A 17634-nucleotide genomic window follows, 5' to 3' on the forward strand; every position below is an offset into this window, starting at 1 on the left:
GTCGGGGGCGGCGCTGGGCCGGCGGGCGCGGACCTCTGGTCCGCATGCGTGGACGGAGTTCACGTGCGTGGGCACGCTAGGGAGTTCTCCGACGCAGCGTCAAGTGTGTGTTCACGTACCTTGACCGGGAATGGCGGCTGCCCTAGCGTGACCGGCGTTCAGAAATGTAAACATCGGTCAGGTGCATGTACGTCGCTGTCGCGCCGCCGTACGTCGTCCAGGGAGTCCCGTGACCTCACCCTCACCGACCTCGCCCGCTCTCAGCGCCCGGCTCGACGGCGTGCTGTTCTTCCCCGTCACCGCGTACGGGCCGGACGGGGACGTCGACCTCGACGCCTTCCGCGCCCATGTGCGCGACGGCATCGACGCCGGCGCCGCCGCCGTCTTCGCGTGCTGCGGGACCGGCGAGTTCCACGCCCTGACACCCGAGGAGTTCCAGTGCTGCGTCGCCGCGGCGGTGGCCGAGGCCGCCGGGCGGGTGCCGGTCTTCGCGGGCGCCGGGTACGGCACCGCGCTCGCCGTGCGCTACGCCCGCGCCGCCGAGGAGGCGGGCGCCGACGGGCTGCTCGCCATGCCGCCGTACCTGGTCGCCGCCGACCAGGACGGACTGCTCGCCCACTACACCGCCCTCGCGGACGCCACCGCCCTCGACGTCATCGTCTACCAGCGCGACAACGCGGTGTTCACCCCGCGGACGGTGGCCCGGCTCGCACGTCACCCGCGGATCGTGGGCCTGAAGGACGGTCTGGGCGACCTCGACCTCGTACAGCGGATCGTCAGCGCCGTCCGCACCGAACGGCCCGGCGAGGACTTCCTCTACTTCAACGGGCTCCCCACCGCCGAACTCACCGCGCTCGCCTACCGCGGCGTCGGCGTCACCCTCTACTCCTCGGCCGCCTTCTGCTTCGCCCCGGAGATCGCCGTCGCCTTCCACCGGGCCCTCACCACCGGCGACGACGCCACGGTCGACCGCCTCATCGACGGCTTCTACCGGCCGCTGGTGGAACTGCGCTCCCAGGGCCGCGGCTACGCCGTCTCGCTCGTCAAGGCCGGTGTGCGGCTGCGCGGCGGCGAGGTGGGCGAGGTACGGCCGCCGCTGAGCGAACCGGCCGCCGAGCACGTCAAGGAACTCGCCGACATCGTCACCCGCGGCTACGCCCTGCTGCCGGAGGCCGAACGCCCGGAGGGCCTGCCGGGCGCGGACGGCGGAGGTGCGGCGTGAGGGCGTCCGCCTTCCTCTACCCCTGGGACGTCGTCGGCGACCCGGAGGCCGCCGCCCGCACCGCCGCCCTCGGCGTGCGGCAGGTGACACTCGCCTCCGCCTACCACTCCACCCGGGCGCTCACCCCCCGGCACCCCGCGCACCGGATCGTCACCGCCGAGCACGCCGCGGTCCTCTACCCGCCCGACGACGGCCGCTGGGCGGGCCGGGAACTGCGGCCGTACCCCGCGGGCGCCTGGGCCCCGGCCGGGGACGACCCCTTCGGGCAGGCCGCGGACGCCCTCGCCGACGCCGGTCTCGAGGTCCACTCCTGGGTGGTGCTCGCCCACAACTCCCGCCTGGGCGTGGAGCGTCCGGACCTCTGCGTGGTCAACGCGTACGGCGACCGCTACCCGTGGGCCCCGTGCATCGCCCGGCCCGCCGTCCGGGAGTACCTCACCGGCCTCGCCGCCGAGGCGGCCGTCCGCCCCGGCGCCACGGGCACCGAACTGGAGTCCTGCGGCTGGTACGGCTTCGCGCACCTGCACGCCCACGACAAGGTGGGCGGGGTGGCGCTCGGCGACGCGGCCCAGTACCTGATGTCGCTGTGCTTCTGCCCGGACTGCCGTGACGGGTACGCCGCCCAGGGACTGGACCCCGGGGAACTGGCGGCGCTGGTCCGCCGCGCGCTGGAACCCGTGTGGGGCGGGGCGGGCGCGGACGGCGCCGGGTGGCCGGCCGTGGAGAAACTGCTCGGCGCGGGCCCGGCCGCCGCCACGCTCGCCTGGCGCACACGGGCCGCCCGCGCGCTCCAGGACGCGGCCGTCGGGGCGGTCCGGGCCGCCGCGCCGCCCGGTTTCCGCGTCCTGCTCCACGCCGACCCGGCGGCCCACCGCTGCGGCGCCAACGCCGGCGTCGACCCGGGCCACGTACTGGGCCTCGCGGACGGCGTCGTCCTGCCCTGCACGGGCGGGGCCGCGGCCCGTGAGGCGGTCCTCGCACCCTTCGGGCCCCACCGCCGCGAGGGCACGGCGCTGGCCGCCAACCTCACGGTCGTCTCCGGCATGGGCGGCAGCCCCGCCACGCTCGCCGCCGACGCCCGCCACGCGGCCTCGCTGGGCGCCACCGAACTACGGCTCTACCACGCCGGTCTGGCCTCCGACGCCGACCTGCGCGCCGTCGCGGAACAGCTCGCCGCGCTCGGCTGATCCGGGCCGGGCCCAGGCCCGGCCCACCCCTCCACGCCCCTGGCGCCCCCCGTTCCGCGGGGGGCGCCAGGGGCGTGCCCGCGTGTCGGGCGCATGCCGCCCGACGAGGCGGCCGCCACGGGCAACTCGGCGCGCGTGTACGGATTTTCCTTGCCCGAAGCATTGACGAAACACAGCCACGGTCCTAGCTTCATCGCGTCGTACTTCGTACGTCATATATGAGACGCGATACGTCAGATATGAAAGAGACCCCATGGCCTTCGCCGCCCCCAGTCCCATCCCCTCGCGCACCCAGTACGTGCTGGACGCGATCAAGCACGGCATCCTCACCGGACAGCTCGTGCCAGGTCAGGCGCTGGTGGAGACCGAGCTCGCCGCGCGGTTCGGCGTCTCCAAGACGCCGGTGCGCGAGGCGCTCAAGACCCTCGCGGGGACCGGGCTGGTGGTGATGAGCCAGTACAAGGGCGTCACCGTGCGCGAGGTGGACGCGGCCATGGCGCACGAGGTGTACGACGTCCGCCTGCTGCTCGAACCCGAGGCGCTGCGCCGCACCATCGCCCGCCAGGCGTCCCTGGAGGCGGCGGCGGAGGCGCTCGTGCGGGCCGACGGCGCCGAGGACAAAGCCGAACGCAGCCTCGCCAACCGGGAGTTCCACCGGGCGCTGTACCTGCCGTGCGGCAACCCGCTGCTCGCCCGGATGCTCGACGAGGTGCGCGACCAGGCCGCGCTCGTCTCCGCCGTGGTGTGGGGGGCCATGCCCTCCTGGGAGCGCGAGGCCGCCGAGCACCGGGAGATCCTCCGGCTGGCGCGGGCCGGCGACGCGGACGGCGCGGCCCGCTGCCTGCACGACCACATCGCCTCGTTCGTCCACCGGTCCTTCCCCGCGGACCTCCCCGAGGGCGGTGGCGGCATGTGACACCGACCGGTCAGGCCGAGCAGGTGCACGGACAACGTCACGCAGAAGAAAGGGCGGCCCCCATGGCGCACGCGGACCACACTCCCCTCAGAACGGCACTGGCCGACGTCGTCGCGATCCCCGTGACGCCGTTCGGCGACGACGGCGGTCTCGACCTCACGGCGCACCGGGCCCTGCTGCGCCGCCTGCTCGACGCGGGCGTGCGCACCCTCACCCCGAACGGCAACACCGGGGAGTTCTACGCGCTGACCCCCGAGGAGCGCAGAACCGTCACCGAGGTGACGCTCGAGGAGACCGGGGACCGGGCGACGGTCCTCGTGGGTGTCGGACACGACGTGCCGACCGCCGTGGCCGCCGCCGTCCACGCCCGCGAGGCGGGCGCGCAGATGGTCATGGTCCACCAGCCCGTCCACCCCTACGTCTCCCGCGACGGCTGGATCGGCTACCACCGCGCCGTCGCCGAGGCCGTGCCCGAACTGGGCGTCGTGCCCTACGTCCGCAACCCGCACCTGGACGGCGAGGCCCTCGCCGAACTGGGCGCGGCCTGCCCCAACGTGATCGGCGTGAAGTACGCCGTGCCGGACGCCGCGCACTTCGCCGCCTTCGCCCGCGACGCGGGCCTCGACCGCTTCGTGTGGGTGGCGGGCCTCGCCGAGCTGTACGCCCCCTCCTACTGGGCGGGCGGGGCCACCGGCTTCACCTCGGGCCTGGTCAACGTCGCCCCCGCGGTCTCGCTCACCATGCTCGACGCGCTGCGCTCCGGCGACGTCCCCGCCGCCATGAAGGTGTGGGAGCGGATCCGGCCCTTCGAGGAGCTGCGTGCCGACCGGCAGTCCGCGGACAACGTGAGCGTCGTCAAGGAGGCCCTCGCCGTGCTCGGCCTGTGCCGCCGGGACGTCCGCCCGCCCAGCCACGAGATCACCGAGGAGCGCCGCGCCGCGGTCGCCGCCCTGCTGACGGGGTGGGAGATATGACCACCCGCCCTGAGGCCCCGCACCCCGAAGACGTGCGCCCCGAGGACGTGCGCCCCGCGGCCATGCGCCCCGAGGCCCTGCGCCCCGAGGACCTGCGCAGCCACCGGTGGTACGGCGACTCCGTCTCGTCGGGCCTGCGCACCTTCAGCCACCGCGCCCGCACCCGCCAGCTCGGTTACCTGCCCGAGGAGCACCTCGGCAAGCCCGTCGTCGCGATCCTCAACACCTGGTCCGACATCAACCCCTGCCACGTCCACCTGCGGGAGCGCGCCCAGGCCGTCAAGCGCGGGGTGTGGCAGGCGGGCGGCTTCCCGCTGGAGTTCCCGGTCTCCACGCTGTCGGAGACCTTCCAGAAGCCGACCCCGATGCTCTACCGCAACCTCCTCGCCATGGAGGCCGAGGAACTGCTGCGCTCCTACCCGGTGGACGGCGCGGTCCTCCTCGGCGGCTGCGACAAGACCACCCCGGCGCTGCTGATGGGCGCCGCCAGCGCCGACCTGCCCGCCGTGTTCGTGCCGGCCGGACCCATGCTGCCGGGCCACTGGCGCAAGGAGGTCCTCGGCAGCGGCACCGACATGTGGAAGTACTGGGACCAGCGCCGCACCGGCGAGATCGGCGACGGCGAACTCTCCGAGCTGGAGAACGGGCTGGCCCGCTCGCCCGGCCACTGCATGACCATGGGCACCGCCTCCACGCTCACCGCCGCCGCCGAGGTGCTCGGCATGACGATGCCCGGCGCCTCGTCCATCCCCGCCGTCGACTCCGGTCACGAGCGGATGGCCGCGGCCGCCGGCGCCCGGATCGTCGACATGATCTGGCAGGACGTCACCCCGTCGAAGATCCTCACCCGGGAGGCGTACGAGGACGCGGTCGCCACCGTCCTCGCGCTCGGCGGCTCCACCAACGCCGTCATCCACCTGATCGCCATGGCGGGCCGCTCCGGCGTCACGCTGACCCTCGACGACTTCGACCGCATCGCCCGCACCGTGCCGGTCCTCGCCAACCTGCGGCCCGGCGGCGCGTACCTCATGGAGGACTTCCACTTCGCGGGCGGCCTGCCCGGCTTCCTCTCCCGCCTCACCGACGTGCTCCACCTGGACCGGCCCACCGCCGCCCACCCCACGCTCCGCGACCAGCTCGAGGGCGCCCTAGTCCACGACGACGAGGTCATCCGCCCGCGCGAGCGGCCGCTGGCCGACGAGGGCGGCGTCGCGGTCCTGCGCGGCAACCTCTGCCCCGACGGCGCGGTGATCAAGCACATCGCCGCCGAGCCGCACCTGCTGCGGCACACCGGACCGGCCGTCGTCTTCGACGACTACCGCACCATGCAGCGCACCATCGACGACCCCGCGCTCGGCATCACCGCCGACCACGTGCTGGTGCTGCGCAACGCGGGACCGCAAGGAGGGCCCGGCATGCCGGAGTACGGGATGCTGCCCATCCCCGAGTACCTCCTCAAGGAGGGCGTGCGGGACATGGTGCGCATCTCCGACGCCCGGATGAGCGGCACGAGTTACGGCGCCTGCGTGCTGCACGTGGCGCCCGAGTCGTACGTCGGCGGCCCGCTGGCCCTGGTGCGCACCGGCGACCCGATCACCCTCGACGTCCCGGCCCGCACCCTGCGCCTGGAGGTCGACGACGCGGAGCTGGAGCGCCGCCGCGCCGCCTGGACACCGCCGCCGCAGCGGTGGGAACGCGGCTACGGCGCGCTGTACCAGGAGCAGATCACCCAGGCCGACACCGGCTGCGACTTCGCCTTCCTGGCCCGCCCGGGGAAGGTGCCCGAACCCTACGCCGGCTGAGCTGCCGCCGGCCGGCCGAGCCCCGTGCCCCGGCCGGCGGCGCACCACCCGCCGCGACATCCCGCACCGCGACATCCCGCACCGCGACATCCGCACCGCGTCGCCCCCGCGTCACGACATCCGCACCACCGCGCACCATCTCGCACCACCGCTTTCCGCACGGCCATGGAGCAAGCGCTTTCTACTTGCCGCCCCACGGCCCCACGGCCCCATCACCCGTCAACATCCGTCAGTCCGTCGGCCCGAGCGGCCGGCGGCCCGTGCCGGACCCGTCCGGGTCCGGCACGGGAGTCCCGTACGACACGCACGACCGTGAGTGAGAACGGAGACAGAGGTCATGGCCCCAGCGCAGGCCGCAGCCACAGCCGTGGCGAAGACACCCCGGGGTGCGCCCGGACGGCGCAGGACCGGCAGCAGCACACCCCGCCACCTGCCGTACCTGCTGATCGCCCCCGCCGGGCTGCTCATGCTGGGTTTCATCGCGTACCCGGTGATCAGCGTCTTCTACTACAGCCTCCAGCACTACAACGTCACCAAACCCTGGCGCAACGGCTTCGCGGGCCTCGACAACTTCACCCGCGTCTTCACCGACGACCCGCTCTTCCGGGACTCCCTGGTGTTCAGCGCCAAGTGGGTCGTCACCGAGGTCTCGCTCCAGCTCGTCCTCGGCCTGGCGCTGGCCCTGCTGGTCAACCAGACGTTCGTGGGCCGCGCCGTCGCCCGCGCCCTGGTCTTCTCGCCCTGGGCCGTCTCCGGGGTGCTGACGACCACCATCTGGATGCTGCTCTACAACCCGTCCACCGGCGTCAGCCGCTACCTGGCGGACGCGGGGATCGGCTCGTACGGCACCTCCGTGCTGTCCGACACCGGCACCGTCTTCTGGGCCGTGGTCGTCACCGAACTCTGGCGCGGCGTGCCGTTCTTCGCGATCCTCATCCTCGCCGACCTCCAGTCCGTCCCCAAGGACCTCTACGAGGCGGCGTCGGTCGACGGCGCCGGGCGGCTGCGGCAGTTCGTCCACATCACGCTGCCGCACCTGAAGGACGCCATCATCCTCTCCACGCTGCTGCGCGCCGTGTGGGAGTTCAACAACGTCGACCTCCTCTACACCCTGACCGGCGGCGGCCCCGCGGGCGTCACCACGACGCTCCCGCTCTACGTCGCCAACACGGGCATCGAGGGCCACGACTTCGGCTACGCCTCGGCGCTGACGACGGTGGCCTTCGTGATCCTCCTGTTCTGCTCCATCCTCTACCTGCGTCTGAGCAAGTTCGGAGGCGACTCCCGGTGACCGCCGCACTCACCGAGACGGATGCCCGCCGCACGGCGCCACCGTCCGACACCCCCGTGATCCCGCCGAAGCGCCGCCGCCGGCGGCAGCGAGCCTTCGACGAGGTGCCGCGCTGGCAGATCTACCTGCCGCTGGGGCTCTACCTGCTCTTCACCCTGGTGCCGTTCTACTGGATGCTGCTCTTCGCGCTGCGGCCCGCCGGATCGACCTCGCTGGTGCCCTGGCCGATCACCTTCGAGCACTTCGAGAAGGTCTGGAACGAGCGCAGCTTCGGGGTCTTCTTCCAGAACAGCATGCTGGTCGGCGTCGCCACGCTCGTCACCACCACGCTGATCGCCCTCGCCGGCGGGTACGCGCTGGCCCGGTTCCAGTTCCGCGTGAAGAACGCCTTCATGCTGGCGCTGCTGTGCTCGCAGTTCATCCCCGGCGCGCTCATGCTGGTGCCGCTCTTCGAGATCTTCCGCAACCTCAGCATGATCAACTCGCTGGGCAGCGTCATCATCGCCGAGACGGTCTTCCAGCTCCCCCTGTCGATGATCCTCATCAGCGGCTTCATCAAGAACGTCCCGGTCTCCCTGGAGGAGGCCGCCTGGGTCGACGGCTGCTCGCGGCTGCGCGCCTTCCGCGCCGTGGTGCTGCCGCTGCTGCGGCCGGGGCTGATCGCGGTCGGGTCGTTCGCCTTCGTGCACAGCTGGAACCACTTCCTGTTCGCGCTGATGTTCCTGAGCGAACAGGACAAGCAGACGATCCCCGTCGGCCTCAACACCCTGATCGGCGCCGACAGCGTGGACCTCGGGGCGCTCGCCGCCGGCGGTGTGATCGCCGCCGTCCCCGTGGTCATCGTCTTCGCCTTCATCCAGAAGTGGCTGATCACCGGCTTCAGCGCCGGCGCGGTCAAGGGCTGACCCGCCGTCACCCCCGCCCCCGCCACCGCCCCAGCCCCTTCCCCCTCGCGTACGCCCAAGGAGGTCCGCACCATGCGCGTCCCGCACCCGCCCCCGCCGCTTCCCCTGGTGCTCGCCGGGGCGCGCGGCCACGGCCGCCGGCACCTGGACAACATCCGCCGCCTCGAACGCACCGGCCTCGTACGGCTCGCCGGGGTCTGCGACCTCACCCCGCTCACCGGCGCCGAACTGGACGGCTTCTCGCCGTCGCTGCGGCAGTCGGCCGACTTCGCCGGCCTGCTGGACGCCACCGGGGCCCGCGCCGCCGTCGTCTGCACGCCCCTCCAGACGCACGCCGACCTCGCCACCGCCGCCGCCGCGCGCGGCGTGCACCTGCTGCTGGAGAAGCCGCCCGCCGCCTCCTGGGCCGCCCACCGGCGCGTCGAGGAAGCGGTGCGGGAGGCGGGCACCGCCTGCCAGATCGGCTTCCAGGCCCTCGGCTCCCACGCGCTGCCCGCCGTCCGCGCGCTGATCTCCTCCGGAGCCGTCGGCCGCGTCCGGGGCATCGGCGCCGCGGGTGCCTGGGTCCGCGACGCCGCCTACTGGGGCCGCGCCCCCTGGGCGGGCAGGCGCCGCCTCGGCACCGTCGAGGTGGTCGACGGCGTGCTCACCAACGCCCTGGCCCACGCCGTGTCCACCGCCCTGGCCCTCGCCGACGCCGACCGCGCCGAGGACGTCACCGGCGTCGAGACGGAACTGCTGCGGGCGAACGACATCGAGGCCGACGACACCTCCTGCGTGCGGGTCACCACCACGCGCGGGGTGGACGTCGTCGTCGCCGCCACGCTGTGCGCCGAGCGGCCCGGTGAACCGTACGTGCTCGTCCACGGCGAGAGCGGCCGGATCACCTTCTGGTACAAGCAGGACCGGGTGCTCGTGCAGCGCGCCGGACACGGCCCCGAGGAACACGTCCACGGCCGCACCGACCTGCTGGAGAACCTCCTCGCGCACCTCGCGGACGGCACGGAACTGCTCGCCCCGCCCGCCCGGTCCGGCGCCTTCATGCGCGTCCTCGAAGCGGTCCGCACCGCCCCCGATCCCCTCCCGCTGCCACCGGACGCCTGGCACACCGCCCACGACACGCCCACGCCCCGGCGCGTGGTGCCGGGCGTCGACGGCCTGGTCGCCGCCTGCGCCGACACCCTCCGGCTCTTCTCCGAAACCGGTGCCGCGCCCTGGACGGCACCCTCCGCCCCCTCCGGAACGAGAACGGCATGACCGACCACGTGACCGCCGCCCCGACCGGGCCCGAGGAGGCCGCGCCCCTCCCGGACGTCCTCGCCGACCTGCGCTGCGCCGGGCGTACCGTCGCCCGCTACGCCACCCGCCCCGGCCTCGACCCCCGCCTGTCGCCCCGCCCCTACCTCCACCCGGTGACCACCCTCGGCGGCGCCCTGGTCACCGAGGAACTGCCCGGCGACCACCTCCACCACCTCGGCGCGGGCCTCGCCGTCCCCGACGTCGACGGCCGCAACTTCTGGGGCGGCCGCACCTTCGTCCGGGACCGCGGCCCGGTCCCGCTCGACAACCACGGCACGCAGCGCCACACCGGCTGGCGCCTGCGGGAGGCCGGCCGGTTCGAGGAGGACCTCGTGTGGGAGGCCGACGGCGCCCCGCTGCTGCACGAGCACCGCACCGTCACCGCCACCGCGCTCACCGACCGCGCCTGGGCGCTCGGCCTCACCTTCGCGCTCACCCCCGCGGACGGCCCCGTCACGATCGGCAGCCCCGCCACCAACGGCCGCCCCGGCGCCGGATACGGCGGCTTCTTCTGGCGCGCCCCCAAGGAGGCCGAGGCCCCCGCCGTCCTCACCCCGGACGCCGACGGCGAGGAGGCCGTCCACGGCCAGGTCGCCGACTGGATCGCGCTCGCCGGGAACGGCTGGACGCTCGTCTTCGCCGCGGCTGACGGAACCACCCGCCGCGACCCCTGGTTCGTGCGGACCACCGAGTACCCGGGCGTCGGCTCGTCGCTCGCCTGGTCCCGCCCGCTGACCGTCCCGGCCGGGCGACCGCTGGTACGCAGCCTGGTCACCGTCGTCGCCGACGGCCGCCTCGGCCGGCAGGCCGCCCAGGATCTCGTGAAGGAGGCGACCGCGCAGTGAACGCCCCCGGTGACCGGCCGTGGACCGCCGACCTCGGCGACGGCACCTACCGCAACCCGGTCCTGAACGCCGACTGGTCCGACCCCGACGTGATCCGCGTCGGCGACGACTACTACCTCACCGCCTCCAGCTTCGGCCGCGCCCCCGGCCTGCCGCTGCTGCACTCCCGAGACCTGGTCAACTGGACCCTCGTCGGGCACGCCCTCGAACGGCTCACGCCCGAGGCGGACTTCACCGTGCCCCGCCAGGACTGCGGTGTCTGGGCCCCGGCGCTGCGCCACCACGCCGGCCGCTTCTGGATCTTCTGGGGCGACCCCGACCAGGGCGTCCTCCAGGTCAACGCCCCCGGCATCGAGGGCCCCTGGACCACCCCGCACCTGCTGAAGCCGGGCAGGGGACTCATCGACGCCTGTCCGCTGTGGGACGAGGAGACCGGCGAGGCGTACCTCGTGCACGGCTGGGCCAGGTCGCGCGCCGGGGTGAAGAACCGTCTCACCGGCCACCGGATGAGCCCCGACGGCCGCACCCTCCTCGACGAGGGCCGGATCGTCGTCGACGGCGACCGGCTGCCCGGCTGGTTCACCCTCGAGGGCCCCAAGCTCTACCGGCACGACGGCTGGTTCTGGATCCTCGCCCCCGCCGGGTCGGTGGAGACCGGCTGGCAGGGAGCCTTCCGGGCGCGGTCCTTCTTCGGCCCCTACGAGGAGAGGGTGGTCCTGGAACAGGGCCGCACCGACGTCAACGGCCCCCACCAGGGCGGCTGGGTCCGCACCCCGCAGGGCGAGGACTGGTTCCTGCACTTCCAGTCACGCGGCGCGTACGGCAGGGTCGTCCACCTGCAGCCGATGCGCTGGACCACCGACGAGCAGGGGCGCCCCTGGCCGGTCCTGGGCGACGACGGCGCGCCCGTCGCCGTCCACCGCAAGCCGCAGGCCCCGCCGGGGCCTCCCGCGGCGCCCGCCACCGACGACGACTTCCCGGGCGGCGGATTCGGCCTCCAGTGGCAGTGGGCGGCCAACCCCGACGAGGGGTGGACCGCCGCGCACGACGGCGACGGCCTGCGCCTGACCTGCGTGCGCGCCGACCGCGTCCACGACCTGCGCGCCCTCGCCCACGTCCTGACACAGCGGATGCCCGCCGAGACCTTCACCGCCGAGGTGGACCTCTCCCTCGACGGCGCCGCCGAGGGAGCCAGGGCCGGGCTCGCCGTCGTCGGTGGCGCCTACGCCTGGATCGGCCTCGAACGCACCGCCGACGGCGTCCGCCTCGTCCATCGGTTCTCCGAGGACACGGCGGCGGGGGAGCGGGACGCCGCGCACCCGAGGGACGCGCCCGCCGGACGTGCCCGGCTGCGCGTCGAGGTCTCCCCGGGGGCCCGGTGCCGCTTCTCGGCCGACACGGGCGACGGGGACGGCTTCCGCCCCTTCGGCCAGGTTTTCGCCGCCGCCCCCTGGGGCTGGGTCGCCGCCCTGCTGGGCCTGTTCGCGGCCGCCCCGCCCGGCACGGGCGAGGCGGGCACGGCCGTCTTCACCCGGTACCGCACCACCGCCTGACCGCCTGACCGCCTGAACGCACTTCCCGAGAGAAACCCATCCCACGAGAGAAGAGCCGACATGAAGCTGACGATCCACCGGAACCGAAGAGGCGCGGCAGCCGTGGCGCTGACCGCGGTGCTCGCCCTGACGGCCACCGCCTGCGGCGACGACGGCAGCGGCGGCAGCGGTGACGAGGGCTCGGGCAAGGGCGAGATCACCTTCTGGGACAACAACGGCGGTGTCCGCACCCCGGTCTGGGAGAAGATCATCGCCGAGTTCGAGAAGAAGAACCCGGACATCGACGTCAAGTACGTGCCGATCCCCATCACCGACGTGCAGTCCAAGTACGACACGGCCATCGCGGGCGGCGGCCTGCCCGACGTCGGCGGCGTCGGCACCGCCTACCTGGCCAACATGGTGGCGCAGGACGCCCTGGAACCGGTCGGCGACCGGATCGAGTCCGGCGCGCTCAAGGGCAAGCTCTCGGAGCAGATGGCCGAGAGCGTGAGGTCGGCGGCCGGCCGGGGCGACGAGATGTACTCCGTGCCGACCAGCGCCAACCAGGGCACCCTGTGGTACCGCACCGAGCTGTTCGAGGCGGCGGGCGCCGAGCCGCCCACCACCTGGGACGGCTTCTACGCCGCCGCCGACAAGCTCACCGACGCGAAGAAGAACAAGTTCGGCTTCACCATCCGCGGCGGCGCGGGCTCGGTCGCCCAGGCGCTCGACATGATGTACGCCCAGTCCGGCGTCGACACCTTCTGGAACGGCGACAAGACCACCGTCAACGACCCGAAGAACGTCGCGGCGCTGGAGAAGTACGTCGGCCTCTACAAGAAGGCCACGCCAGAGGCCGACCTGAACAACGACTTCGCCAAGATGGTCGCCCAGTTCGGCCAGGGCGAGATCGGCATGCTCCAGCACAACCTGGGCTCCTACACCGACCACGTGAAGGCGTTCGGGGAGGGCAAGGTGGAGGGCATTCCGCTGCCCCCGTCCGCCGAGGGCAGCCCGCGCACCATCGTCTCCAACCCGGTCGACGGGCTCGGCCTGTTCAAGAGCAGCAAGAACAAGACGGCGGCCTGGAAGTTCATCGAGTTCGCCGCGTCCCACGAGATGAACAGCCTCTGGAACCAGGAGGCGGGCTCCATCCCCGCCAACACCGACGCCTCCGGCGACGCCTGGATCAGCGAGGTCAAGCCGGTGAAGGCGGCCATGGAGTCCCTGAACGACCCCGGCACCAAGGTCGTCCAGCTCCCGTACTACCTGCCGGACTGGAACAACATCAGCAAGGCCGACAGCGAGCCGGACTTCCAGAAGCTGCTGCTCGGCGAGATCACCGCGAAGCAGTTCGCCGACGGCCTCGCCGAGAAGCTCAACGAGGCCCAGGCGGAGTGGAAGCAGCAGCAGTGACCTCGGTGGCGGGCGGGCACCGCACCGCCGTTCGTCCGGGCGCGGCCGTCCCCCGCCGCCCGCGCCCGGACACCGCGGTCCCGCCCGCCGCGCTCCGCCGGCCGTAGCACCGCACCTCCCTCATCCCCTTCTCAGGAGCCGCAATGCGCAGTCAGTTGTGTCATGCACGCTTCATTCGGGCAGCCGTCGTGGGCTGCACCGCGCTGGTCCTGGCCGTGACCTCGGCGGGCGCCGCCGGGGCCGCCCCGGCCAAGGCGGGCAACCCCGCCCGCCAGGTCCTCCCGCAGAACGACGGCTGGGCCGCCGCCGACGGCGGAACCACCGGCGGCGCCGCCGCCGACGCCGCCCACGTGTACACCGTCGACACCTGGGAGGAGCTCAAGGCGGCCGTCGGCAACGGTGACGGCACCCCGAGGATCATCCGGGTCAGAGGCACCCTCGACGCCAACAGCGACGCCGCGGGCGAACCGCTGGGCTGCGCCGACTACGCCACGGACGGCTACACCCAGGAGGGCTACCTCGCGGCCTACGACCCGGCCACCTGGGGAACCGCCGAGCCGTCGGGGCCGCTGGAGGACGCGCGCGTCGCCTCCGCCCGCCGCCAGGCGGAGCGGATCCGGCTCGACGTCGGGGCCAACACCACCATCGTCGGCATCGGCGACCGTGCCCGGCTGCTGGGCGCGAACGTCCAGGTCCGCGGCGTGGACAACGTCATCGTCCGCAACCTGACGTTCGAGGACACCTTCGACTGCTTCCCGCAGTGGGACCCGACCGACGGGGCCGAGGGCGCCTGGAACTCCGAGTACGACAGCCTGGTCGTGTACGGCTCCACCCACGTGTGGGTCGACCACAACACGTTCACCGACGGCCGTCGTCCCGACGACGCCCAGCCCCGCCACTACGGGCAGCTCTACCAGCAGCACGACGGGCAGCTCGACGTCGTGCGGGGCGCCGACCTCGTCACCGCTTCCTGGAACGTCTTCGCCGACCACAGCAAGACCATCCTGATCGGCAACAGCGACGGCGCGGGCGCCACGGACAGCGGCAGGCTGCGGGTCACCCTGCACCACAACCTGTTCCGGGACACCGGGGAGCGCACGCCGCGCGTCCGCTTCGGGCAGGTCGACGTCTACAACAACCACCACCTGGTCCGCGACGCCGAAGTCTTCGGCTACGCCTACGGCGTCGGGCGGGAGTCGGCGATCTTCGCCGAGAAGAACCACTTCACCCTTCCCGCGTCCGTCTCCGCCGGTGAGGTCCTGTACAAGTGGAGCGAGGCGCCCATCACCGCCGAGGACAACTTCGTCAACGGAGCCGAGGTGGACCTGATCGCGGCGTACAACGCCGGGCACCCGGACGCCCTGCTCCGGTCGGACGCGGGCTGGAGCCCGGAGCTGCGGGCGCGGGTCGACGAGACCGGTGAGGTGCCGGGGTTCGTCGCCCGCTGGGCCGGGGCCGGGCAGCTCGACGAGTGCGAGCCGCACGAACTCTGATCCCGCGCGGCCCACGCCGCCGGCCCGCGCGGGTGCTCCGCCCGCGCGGGCCGGCGCAGGCGCATCGACACCGGTCCCGCACGGGCGGCGGTGCCCCTCCCGGTGCCGTCCCGCACGGTGCCGGTGGGCCCGCGGGGCGTCGCCCGCCCGCATGGTGCGCGGGTCCGGTCCCGTGCGGGCGGCAGCTCCCCACGGACGCCGCCCCGCACGGGCCGGTGCCCTTGCGTGCGCCCCGCCCGTGCACCGACGGACCACACGGGCCCGGCCCGGCACGGGCACCCGCCGCACGCGGGCCCGGCCGTGGACAAGTGCTCCACCCGTACGGTCCGACGGCCTGCGCGCGTACCCGGTCCCGGACGGGCACCGGTGTCCCGGTCGGATGCCGGTGTCCCGGTCGGGCGCAGTATCTCGCACGGGCACAGGCCCCACGTGTACACCGGCCCCGCACCGGCCCCGCACCGGCCCCGGCCTCGCCCAGGCCCCACACCGGCCCCGTACGGGCGCCGGCCCCGACCGGCCTCGCACCGGCCTCGCACCGGCCCCGGGCCCGGCCTCATACGGGCTCCGGCCTCATACGGGCCCGGGTCCTGCACGGGCCCGGGTCCTGCACGGGCCCCGGTCCCGCACGGTCCCCGGTCCCGCACGGGCCCCGGTCCCGGGCGGGTGCAGGGGGTCGCAGGGCGCGGCCCAAGTGGGGGCCGGGGGACCGTGGCCGTACCCGCCCCGCCGTCCACGCGTCCCCGCCGTCCGGCCAGGGGACGCAACCCCGAACCCCCAGGAGGCACGCCTTGACCGCATCGGCCGACCCCACGCCCCGTGTCACCCGCCGCACCGCGCTGCTCGCCGGCGTCGGGACCGGCGCCGCCGCGGCCCTCGGCCTCGGCGCCCCGAGCGCCCGCGCCGCCGCCGGGCCCACGCCCGGCCGGCCCCGCACCCTGCGCGTCACGCCGGACGGCACCGGTGACCTCCCCACCGTCCAGGCCGCCGTCGACGCCACCCCGGACCACCCGGACCGGCCCTGGACGGTCGTCCTCGCCCCCGGCACGTACCGGGAGACCGTCGGCGTCCCCGAGACCAAGACCGGTCTCACCCTGCTCGGCTCCACGGGCGACCCGCGCGACACCGTGATCGTGTACGACAACGCCTCCGGCACACCGCGACCCGACGGTTCCGGCACGTACGGCACCTCCGGCAGCGCCACCGTCACCGCCGCGCCCGACGGGTTCACCGCCCGCCGCCTCACCTTCGCCAACGACTTCCTGCGCGCCGACCACCCGGAGATCTCCGCGCAGCAGGCGGTCGCGCTGCGGGTGCTCGGCGACCGGAGCCTGTTCGACCGCTGCCGCTTCCTCGGCCACCAGGACACCCTGCTCACCGACACCCGGCACCGCACGCTCACCGCCCGGCAGTACTTCCACCACTGCTACACCGAGGGCGACGTCGACTTCGTCTTCGGGCGGGCCACCGCCGTCCACGCGGGCGGCGAGTTCCGCACGCTCGACCGGCCCGTGGACTTCACCCCCTACGGCTTCGTCTTCGCGCCCAGTACGGCCGCCGGGACACCGCACGGCTTCCTCGCCGTGCGCTGCCGCTTCACCAGCGCGGCACCCGACGGCGCCTACAAGCTCGCCCGGCCCTGGGTGCCGAGCAGCGACCCCACCGCGTGGCCGCGCCTCGTCGTCCGGGACAGCTTCCTGGACGCCGGGACCGACGCCACCGCGCCGTACGCGAACATGCGCGAGCAGTACCCGTGGCAGAGCTTCCTGTTCCGCGAGTACGCCAACCGAGGACCCGGCGCCCGGGTCACCGTGCCGGAGAACCGGCCCCGGCTCACCGCCGCCGAGGCCGCCGCGCACACGCCCGGGGCGTACCTGGGCGACTGGGACGCGCGGGCCGCCCTGCGGCGCGCCGCGTGACCGCCGCCGCACCCCGACGGCACGGGGCGGACGGGCGGCACGGGCGGCCGGGCGGGCGTCAGAGCCTGCGGGTGGCCATCGTGAGCCGGTCCCGGGCGTCGAACAGCGCGTCCAGGATGGACTGTTCGTGGGCGGACGTGAGCCGGGCCACCGGCACCGAGCAGCTGATCGCGTCACGCGCCGGGGTGCGGTAGGGGATCGCCGTGCCGAAGCACCGCAGCCCCAGCGTGTTCTCCTCCCGGTCGACCGCGTACCCCTGCTCGCGGACCTGGTGCAGCTCCTCGATCAACCGCTCCCGGTCGGTGATGGTGTGCTCGGTCAGCGCGGGCAGCGTCTCCGGCAGCAGCTCGCGCACCTGGTCGTCGGAGAGGGCGGCCAGCAGCGCCTTGCCGAGCGAGGTGGCGTGCGCCGGGAGGCGGCGGCCGATGCGGGTGAAGGGCCGCAGGTAGTGCTGCGACTGACGGGTGGACAGATAGACCACGTTGGTGCCGTCGAGACGGGCGAGATGGATGGTCTCCGTGGTGTCGTCGGAGAGCCGGTCCAGGGTCGGCCGCGCCGCCGCCACCACCTCGTCCCCGTCGATGTACGAGGTACCGACCAGCAGCGCGCGCACGCCGATGCCGTACCGCGTGCCGGTCGCGTCCGTCTCCACCCAGCCCAGCTCCACCAGGGTGCGCAGCAGCATGTACAGGCTGGACTTCGGATACCCGACGGCCTCCTGCACGGCGGCCAGGCTGTGCATCCCGGGGAGCCCGGCGAAGTACTCCAGCAACTCCACGGTCCGCACGGCGGACTTGACCTGTGCGCCACCCGTCTCGGCAGTCGGCATTCCCCTT

14 protein-coding genes are annotated in these 17634 nt (G+C 74.0%); 13 read left to right on the forward strand and 1 reads right to left on the reverse strand.

Annotated features, from left to right (window positions below):
- Nucleotides 1–229 precede the first annotated feature (229 nt).
- The 13 genes from GBN72_RS01835 to GBN72_RS01895 all read left to right on the forward strand — a co-directional run bounded on the left by GBN72_RS01835 (nucleotide 230) and on the right by GBN72_RS01895 (nucleotide 16798).
- Nucleotides 230–1222: a 5-dehydro-4-deoxyglucarate dehydratase gene (locus GBN72_RS01835; RefSeq protein WP_151769846.1), complete on the forward strand. Its 993-nt coding sequence runs from the start codon at nucleotides 230–232 to the stop codon at nucleotides 1220–1222.
- The gene (locus tag GBN72_RS01840; RefSeq protein WP_151769847.1) at nucleotides 1219–2409 is read left to right on the forward strand and encodes a hypothetical protein; all 1191 of its coding nucleotides are present in this window, start codon (nucleotides 1219–1221) and stop codon (nucleotides 2407–2409) included. Before GBN72_RS01835 ends, GBN72_RS01840 begins: the two co-directional genes overlap by 4 nt.
- Before the next feature lie 253 nt (nucleotides 2410–2662).
- Nucleotides 2663–3325, forward strand: coding sequence for a GntR family transcriptional regulator (locus tag GBN72_RS01845; RefSeq protein WP_151769848.1), 663 nt, complete (start codon nucleotides 2663–2665; stop codon nucleotides 3323–3325).
- Between the two features lie 62 nt (nucleotides 3326–3387).
- Nucleotides 3388–4299 (forward strand): dihydrodipicolinate synthase family protein, encoded by a 912-nt coding sequence (locus GBN72_RS01850; RefSeq protein WP_151769849.1) that lies wholly within the window; start codon nucleotides 3388–3390, stop codon nucleotides 4297–4299.
- Nucleotides 4300–4361: 62 nt separating this feature from the next.
- The gene (gene araD, locus GBN72_RS01855; RefSeq protein WP_151770874.1) at nucleotides 4362–6101 is read left to right on the forward strand and encodes an L-arabinonate dehydratase; all 1740 of its coding nucleotides are present in this window, start codon (nucleotides 4362–4364) and stop codon (nucleotides 6099–6101) included.
- Between the two features lie 337 nt (nucleotides 6102–6438).
- On the forward strand, nucleotides 6439–7392 hold the full coding sequence (locus GBN72_RS01860; RefSeq protein WP_151769850.1) for a carbohydrate ABC transporter permease: 954 nt from the start codon (nucleotides 6439–6441) through the stop codon (nucleotides 7390–7392).
- Nucleotides 7389–8297 (forward strand): carbohydrate ABC transporter permease, encoded by a 909-nt coding sequence (locus GBN72_RS01865; RefSeq protein WP_151769851.1) that lies wholly within the window; start codon nucleotides 7389–7391, stop codon nucleotides 8295–8297. The genes GBN72_RS01860 and GBN72_RS01865 overlap by 4 nt, the downstream gene beginning before the upstream one ends.
- 72 nt (nucleotides 8298–8369) lie before the next feature.
- Complete coding sequence (locus GBN72_RS01870) at nucleotides 8370–9554, forward strand: Gfo/Idh/MocA family protein (protein ID WP_151769852.1); 1185 nt, start codon at nucleotides 8370–8372, stop codon at nucleotides 9552–9554.
- A complete protein-coding gene (locus GBN72_RS01875; RefSeq protein WP_151769853.1) occupies nucleotides 9551–10441 on the forward strand; it encodes a DUF6807 domain-containing protein in 891 nt (296 codons plus the stop codon). Before GBN72_RS01870 ends, GBN72_RS01875 begins: the two co-directional genes overlap by 4 nt.
- Nucleotides 10438–11994, forward strand: coding sequence for a glycoside hydrolase family 43 protein (locus tag GBN72_RS01880; protein WP_151769854.1), 1557 nt, complete (start codon nucleotides 10438–10440; stop codon nucleotides 11992–11994). Before GBN72_RS01875 ends, GBN72_RS01880 begins: the two co-directional genes overlap by 4 nt.
- A gap of 60 nt (nucleotides 11995–12054) precedes the next feature.
- Nucleotides 12055–13389, forward strand: coding sequence for an ABC transporter substrate-binding protein (locus tag GBN72_RS01885; protein WP_151769855.1), 1335 nt, complete (start codon nucleotides 12055–12057; stop codon nucleotides 13387–13389).
- A 143-nt stretch (nucleotides 13390–13532) separates the two neighbouring features.
- The gene (locus tag GBN72_RS01890) at nucleotides 13533–14882 is read left to right on the forward strand and encodes a pectate lyase family protein (protein WP_151769856.1); all 1350 of its coding nucleotides are present in this window, start codon (nucleotides 13533–13535) and stop codon (nucleotides 14880–14882) included.
- 788 nt (nucleotides 14883–15670) lie between these two features.
- Entirely contained in the window at nucleotides 15671–16798 is a 1128-nt protein-coding gene (locus GBN72_RS01895; protein ID WP_151769857.1) for a pectinesterase family protein, read from the forward strand.
- A gap of 58 nt (nucleotides 16799–16856) precedes the next feature.
- On the opposite strand, the gene GBN72_RS01900 is transcribed toward GBN72_RS01895, so the two are convergent.
- Nucleotides 16857–17627: an IclR family transcriptional regulator gene (locus GBN72_RS01900; protein ID WP_151769858.1), complete on the reverse strand. Its 771-nt coding sequence runs from the start codon at nucleotides 17625–17627 to the stop codon at nucleotides 16857–16859.
- Nucleotides 17628–17634: the final 7 nt, after the last annotated feature.

Origin of the sequence: Streptomyces abyssomicinicus (assembly GCF_008974245.1) — a bacterium.
Classification (GTDB): Bacteria; Actinomycetota; Actinomycetes; order Streptomycetales; family Streptomycetaceae; genus Streptomyces; species Streptomyces abyssomicinicus.